The 6,771-nt window shown below is 71.9% G+C and carries 3 protein-coding genes; 1 reads left to right on the top strand and 2 read right to left on the bottom strand.

Translation table 11 applies throughout. The features are described 5' to 3' along the window. Positions 1 to 753 (bottom strand): maltotransferase domain-containing protein (locus ABZ484_RS31485; RefSeq protein WP_358869330.1); only part of this gene is annotated, 753 nt, incomplete at its 3' end. A 316-nt stretch (positions 754 to 1,069) separates the two neighbouring features. Here ABZ484_RS31485 and ABZ484_RS31480 point away from each other — a divergent pair. Continuing rightward, on the top strand, positions 1,070 to 3,718 hold the full coding sequence (locus tag ABZ484_RS31480; RefSeq protein WP_358869329.1) for a glycosyltransferase family 1 protein: 2,649 nt from the start codon (positions 1,070 to 1,072) through the stop codon (positions 3,716 to 3,718). A 165-nt stretch (positions 3,719 to 3,883) separates the two neighbouring features. Here ABZ484_RS31480 and ABZ484_RS31475 read toward each other — a convergent pair whose 3' ends face one another. Continuing rightward, entirely contained in the window at positions 3,884 to 6,655 is a 2,772-nt protein-coding gene (locus ABZ484_RS31475; protein ID WP_358869328.1) for an N-acetylmuramoyl-L-alanine amidase, read from the bottom strand. Positions 6,656 to 6,771: the final 116 nt, after the last annotated feature.

Raw genomic sequence — 6,771 nt, 5'->3', positions numbered from 1 at the left:
GTACCAGGCGCCGTACAGGGCCCGCTCCCGCTCCACCAGCAGCGGCATCGCGTCGGAGGCGGTGACCAGCTCCCGCAGCGGATACCGGGCCAGCACCGCGTCCACCTCCGGCGTCAACGCCGCCGCCAGCCGGGACGCGGCCGGCCGGCTCTCGTCCCGCAGGGCGAGCACGGCGGCCAGGACGATCTCCCGTTCGCCGCTCTCCTCCGGGACCCCGGCCGCCGCCCGCTCGTACAGCCGGGCGCCCTCCTCCAGGACCAGCTCGGTGTCCTGCCCCGCCGGGATCTTGATCCGGGCGTGATGGCGCCAGGTGGCGACCGGATCCGACCAGGCCTCGACCGTGTACGTCCAGCGGCCCGGCTCGCCCGCCGTCACGGTGGCGCCCCACCGGTCGGTGCCGGGCGCCAGCTCGCGCATCGGCGTCCAGGGACCCGGACGGCCCTGCGGATCGCGCAGGACGACGTTCGCGGCCACGGCGTCATGGCCCTCGCGGAACACGGTGGCCGTGACCTGGAACGACTCGCCGGTCACCGCCTTGGCGGGCCTGCGGCCGTGCTGGACGACCGGCCGGACGTCAAGCACGGGGATCCGGCCGACGGCGGTGGCGTGGCCGACGGGATCTTGCTCCGGCCTCGCGCCCGGGTCCGGGGTCCTGGCCCGGTCCGGGGTCGGGGCCACGGTGTCGGCGCTCTTGCGGTGTGCGCTGCTCGTGCTGGTGGTCGGGGGTGGTGCCGAGTGGTGCGTGGCGGGCATGACCGCTCCTGTCCGCGTCAACGAGTGTGTAGGGCGGATATCCGTGGGGAGGTGGGTCCTGCGTGTCTACTGTCGGTTGTACCGGAGGAGCCTTCCCACCCTATTCGGGTGAGCAATCCGGCACTTTGTTAACTACTCACGCGTATGTCCACACACAAAGTTGGCCTCGTCTTGGCCCGCTCGCCAGGCGCGGCCCCAGCGGCACCCGCACCGGCACGGGTACCGTTTTGTGTGACGGGGCGCACAGTGTCGTGCGTCCTTCCAGCGAAGCGCACCGTGCCGTGCGTCCATCAGCGAACGCGCCGAGGTGGAAAGAGTGAAGGCGATCCGTCGGTTCACCGTCCGTCCCGTTCTTCCCGAGCCCTTGCAGCCCCTCAGCGAGCTGGCCCGCAATCTGCGCTGGTCCTGGCACGCCGAGACGCGCGACCTCTTCCAGTCCGTCGACCCCGAGCGCTGGGCCTCCTCGGGCGGCGACCCGGTACGGCTCCTCGGCAGCGTGCGCCCGGCGCGGCTGGCCGAGCTGGCCGGTGACCGCCGCTTCCTGCGCCGGCTCACCGCCGCCGCGGACGACCTGCGCGACTACGTGACCGGCGACCGCTGGTACCAGGGTCGCTCCGACGGCCTGCCGGCCGCCGTCGCCTACTTCTCGCCGGAGTTCGGCATCACGGCCGCCCTGCCGCAGTACTCCGGCGGCCTCGGCATCCTCGCCGGCGACCATCTCAAGGCGGCCAGCGACCTCGGCGTCCCGCTGATCGGGGTGGGCCTGCTCTACCGGCACGGCTACTTCCGGCAGACGCTGTCCCGGGACGGCTGGCAGCAGGAGCACTACCCGGTCCTCGACCCCAACGAGCTGCCCGTCACCCGGCTGAGGGAGGCCGACGGCAGCCCCGCCCGGGTCTCGCTCGCCCTGCCCCGCGGCCGGGCGCTGCACGCCCGGATCTGGGTGGCCCAGGTCGGCCGGATCCCGCTGCTGATGCTGGACTCCGACGTGGAGGAGAACGACCTCGGCGAGCGCGGGGTGACCGACCGGCTCTACGGCGGCGGCAGCGAGCACCGGCTGCTCCAGGAGATGCTGCTGGGCATAGGAGGGGTGCGCGCGGTCCGGACGTACTGCCGGCTCACCGGGCATCCCGAGCCGGAGGTGTTCCACACCAACGAGGGCCACGCCGGGTTCCTCGGGCTGGAGCGGATCGCCGAGCTGTGCGACCACGGGCTGGATTTCGACGCGGCCCTGGAGGCGGTGCGCGCGGGCACGGTCTTCACCACCCACACGCCCGTCCCGGCCGGCATCGACCGCTTCGACCGCGAGCTGGTCGCCCGCCACTTCGGACCCGAGGCCGAGCTGCCCGGCATCGACGTCGAGCGGATCCTCCGGCTCGGCATGGAGACCTACCCGGGCGGCGAGCCCAACCTGTTCAACATGGCGGTGATGGGGCTCAGGCTCGCCCAGCGGGCCAACGGCGTGTCGCTGCTGCACGGCAGCGTCAGCCGGGGGATGTTCTCCGGGCTGTGGCCGGGATTCGACCCCGACGAGGTGCCGATCACCTCGGTGACCAACGGCGTGCACGCCCCGACCTGGGTGGCGCCGGAGGTGTTCCGGCTGGGCGCCCGGCAGATCGGCGCGCAGCGCACCGAGGACGCGCTGTCCGTGGGCGGCTCCGACCGCTGGGACGCGGTCGCCGACATTCCCGACGAGGACATCTGGGAGCTCCGCCGCGAGCTGCGGGAGCAGCTGGTCGTGGAGGTGCGCAGGCGGCTGTGGGCGTCCTGGCGGCAGCGCGGCGCGGGGACGGCCGAGCTGGGCTGGATCGACGGCGTGCTGGACCCGGACGTGCTGACGATCGGCTTCGCGCGCCGGGTGCCCTCCTACAAGCGTCTGACGCTGATGCTGCGCGACCGCGACCGGCTGATGGACCTGCTGCTGCACCCCGAACGGCCGATCCAGATCGTGGTCGCGGGCAAGGCGCACCCCGCGGACGACGGCGGCAAGCGCCTCGTCCAGGAACTGGTCCGCTTCGCCGACGACCCGCGGGTGCGGCACCGGATCGTCTTCCTGCCCGACTACGGCATGGCGATGGCGCAGAAGCTGTACCACGGCTGCGACGTGTGGCTGAACAACCCCCTGCGCCCGCTGGAGGCCTGCGGCACCTCCGGGATGAAGGCGGCCCTCAACGGCTGCCTCAACCTCTCCGTGCTGGACGGCTGGTGGGACGAGTGGTACCAGCCCGACTTCGGCTGGGCCATCCCGACCGCGGACGGCATCGGCTACGACACCGAGCACCGTGACGACCTCGAGGCAGCCGCGCTGTACGACCTGCTGGAGCAGCGGGTGGCACCCCGTTTCTACGAGCGGGGCCGGGGCGGGCTGCCCGACCGCTGGATCGAGATGGTCCGCCGCACCCTGACCCTGCTGGGTCCGAAGGTGCTGGCGGGGCGCATGGTCCGCGAGTACGTCGACCGCCTGTACGCGCCCGCCGCCCACGCCCACCGCGCCCTCGGCCCGGAGGCGGCGCGGGAACTGGCGGCCTGGAAGGCGCGGGTGCGGGCGGCCTGGCCCGAGGTGACGGTCGACCACGTGGAGACCTCCACCCCGGTCGCCGAACGCGCGGAGGCGCCCTCGGCCACGGCCTCCGCCGAGCTGGGCTCGACCCTGGGCCTTCGGGTGCGGGTCGGTCTGGGCAGCCTCGGCCCCGACGACGTCGAGGTCCAGGCGGTCTCCGGCCGGGTCGACGAGGAGGACCGCATCACGGACGCCACCACGGTCCCGCTGAAGCCGAACGGCGCCCCCGACGCCGACGGCCGCTGGGTCTACGAGGGCCCGCTCTCCCTGGACCGCACCGGTCCCTACGGCTACACGGTGCGCATCCTGCCCACCCACCGCCTCCTCGCCTCCGGCGCGGAGCTCGGCCTGGTGACCGTGCCCCCCGAGGAGGCCGGGGAGGGGGCGGGAGTGCTGCTGCGCTAGCGACCGCCCGAAGGCGGGGCCGCGCGCACGGGCCGTGAGGCTCGGCCGGGGCCACCGGGCCCGGGCCACCGGACCGCGGCCACCGTGGAAGGACTCGGGCCCCCGGCCCCGTCGCCCGTGGGGCGACAGGAGCCGGGGGCCCTGGGTGGTGCGGCGGCAGGGGTGTCAGATCACGAAGTTGTAGATCTGCCAGCCCTTCCCGATCGTGGTGCGCTTGCCGAACGGCGCCGTCGCGCTGCCGGTGCCCTTGTAGAACCACAGCACGCCGGAGGTGTCCCGGGCGATGAGGTCGGCGACCCCGTCACGGTCGAGGTCGCTGACGCCCGCGAGCGTGTTGTAGATCTGCCAGCCCCCGCCGATCCGGGTGCGCGCCGCGAACGGCGCCGACGTCTGGCCGGTGCCCTGGTACAGCCACAGCACACCCGACGTGTCGCGGGACACGAAGTCGGGCTTGCCGTCACCCGTGATGTCCCCGGTGGAGGTCATCAGGTTGTAGGTGCTCCAGCCGCCGCCGACCCGCTGGCGGGCGAGGAACTGCCCCTTCGTCGTGTTCGTGCCCGTGCCCGGGTACAGCCAGAGCACACCCGAGGAGTCCCGGGCCATCAGGTCGGGCTTCCCGTCACCGGTCAGGTCCCGGGCGCCCCACAGGGCGTTGTAGGTGTTCCAGCCGCCGCCCACCTGCACCCGGGACAGGAACGGCTGGTTCGGCTTGCCGCTGCCCTGGTAGTACCAGAGCGTCCCGCTCCCGTCGCGCGCCACCACGTCGCCCGTGCCGTCCGCGCGCAGCGCGGTCATCGGAGTGACGGTGTTGTACGTGTTCCAGCCGCCGCCGACCCGGTAGCGGCTGTAGAACGGCGCGGAGGCGCTGCCCGTGCCCTGGTACTGCCAGAGCACGCCGGAGCTGTCGCGGGCGACCGCGTCGTAGCGGTCGGTGCCCGGGTCGGGGGCGGTGCCGGTGGCCGTCTCCACGTCGCTCGACTTCACCCAGGCGATGCGGTGGTTGTAGCGGATCGGGTAGAAGGTCTGCGTGCCCGTGACCAGGGTCCTGTCGTGGTCCGCGGTGCCCGCGTAGGTGCCCGCGTACCAGTAGTCGCCCGGCTGCGCCGGACCGGCCTGCACGTACGCCTGGCCCGAGGGGACGCTGTACTTCGACAGCGACGCGTCGTTGTCCTTCTGCACGTCCACACCGGTGCCGGTGTAGGCGGCGTCCTCCGGGTAGGCGCGTCCGTACACCGGGACGGAGGTGGCGCCCGCCTTGGCCTTCAGCACCTTGGCGCCGGACGTGGCGACCGGGGCGGTGAACTGGCCGCTGGGGTTGTAGAACCAGGCCTTCTTGCCGCCGTACCAGATGGCCGTCCAGTTGGTCTGGGACTCGGCGACGACGTACTCGCCACCGGCCACGACCTTGTTGCCCCAGTTGGGCGCGTCGGTCGCCTTGACCGTCGGCATGTACGGGTCCGTGATCATGCTGGAACCGGTCGACGGGGACGTGTACAGGTAGCCGAAGTTGGCAGGCTGCTTGGCGACCGTGCTCCCGCCGTACGTCAGCGTCGGCTGGTTGGCCGTCGTGAACGGCGGCACCACCCGGACCACCTGGCCGGCCTTGAGCGGACCGCCCGCGCCGCCGCTGCCGGTGGGCGCGCCCAGCAGGGACATGTAGCGGTTCCAGTCCCAGAACGGGCCCGGGTCCCAGTGCTGCGAGGCGACGTTCGCGTCCAGGACGCCCGGCACCTCGTCGTGGCCGATGATGTGCTCGCGGTCCAGCGGGATGTCGAACCGGGCCGCCAGGTACTTCACCAGGGCCGCGGACGACTCGTACTGGGAGGGGGTGTACCAGCTGCCGTCCTTGACGGCGTAGCCCTCGTGCTCGATCCCGATCGAGTGCATGTTGACCGTCTTGTTGGCCGCGTGCCAGGCCTCGTCCTTGGTGGCCACCATCTGGGTGACCAGACCGTCGGACGCACGGATCAGGTAGTGGGTGCTCGCGTAGGTGGCCGAATTCTGGAAGGTGGCCAGCGACCCCTGGTAGTCACCCTCGGTGTCGTGGATGACGATGTAACGGATGTCCTCGCCGTTTGAGGGGCGGTTGGACACGTTGTAGTTGCCGAAGTCGTCCGGGGTGCTGCTGTTCTGCTTGAACGCGGCGGGCTTGAAGTCGCAGTTGAGGCCCGAGGGGCACTCCGGAGCCTGGGCGGTGGTGTAGGTCGCCTGGTTCGCCAGCGGCACCTTCGCCGGGACCGCGGGGGTCACGGAGGGAGCCGCGGGCAGGGTCACCTGCTGGCCGTCCGCGGTGACGCTGCTCTGCCCCTCGCGGATGGTGTCGAAGACGCGCTTGGCGAACAGCGCCGCGCCCTTGGTGTCGGGCGACTGGCTGTAGCGTGCGACGGCCGGGTACCACTGGCCGGGGTCGGCCGACAGCGAACGGCCGGAGTCGCGCTGGTACTCGGCCAGCAGTGCGGCACCGGCGCGGATGCTCTGCTCGGTGTCGTTCTGCACGTCCTGGACGGACTTGTCGATGAGCTTCGCGCCCTTGTCCAGCGTGTGCAGCCGCGGATCGTCGGTGTCGACGGCCGACGGGGCCGATTTGAGGGCGCGTGCGGCGTCGAAGTGCTTGGAGACGGCCGGGTCGCCACTCATGTTGAGGTGGGACAGCCGCTCCTTGTCGGTGGGCTTCTCCACGTCGTCGGAGGTGACCCGGGTCAGCCCCATCACGTTGTACGAGCCCGTGGTGCTCGGCTCACCGTCGTGCGAGTCCCACAGCGACGACTGGTACGAGACGGCCATGAGGACGCTCTTGGGAACGTCGAACTCGCGGGCCGCCTGGTCGAACTCCTGCTGCAAGCGCGCACTGGCCGCGACGGGAGGCGTGTCCGTCGAGTCCTGCGCGGCGATGGCGATGGTTCCGGCCGCCGCCGTGACGACGACACCGGACGCCACGCCGTATATCAGGAACCGTCTCTTCCGGGTCAATCGATGACGTTTCAAACCCCACCCCTGTGCAGTTCTTCATCGGAGGAAGCGCAATCTAGCAAGCCTCATAAGTCCCAGCGGAC

The organism is Streptomyces sp. NPDC006393 (assembly GCF_040628575.1).
Classification (GTDB): Bacteria; Actinomycetota; Actinomycetes; order Streptomycetales; family Streptomycetaceae; genus Streptomyces.
Note: the sequence above shows the minus strand (reverse complement) of the source record. Positions and strands in the feature narration are given on the sequence as shown.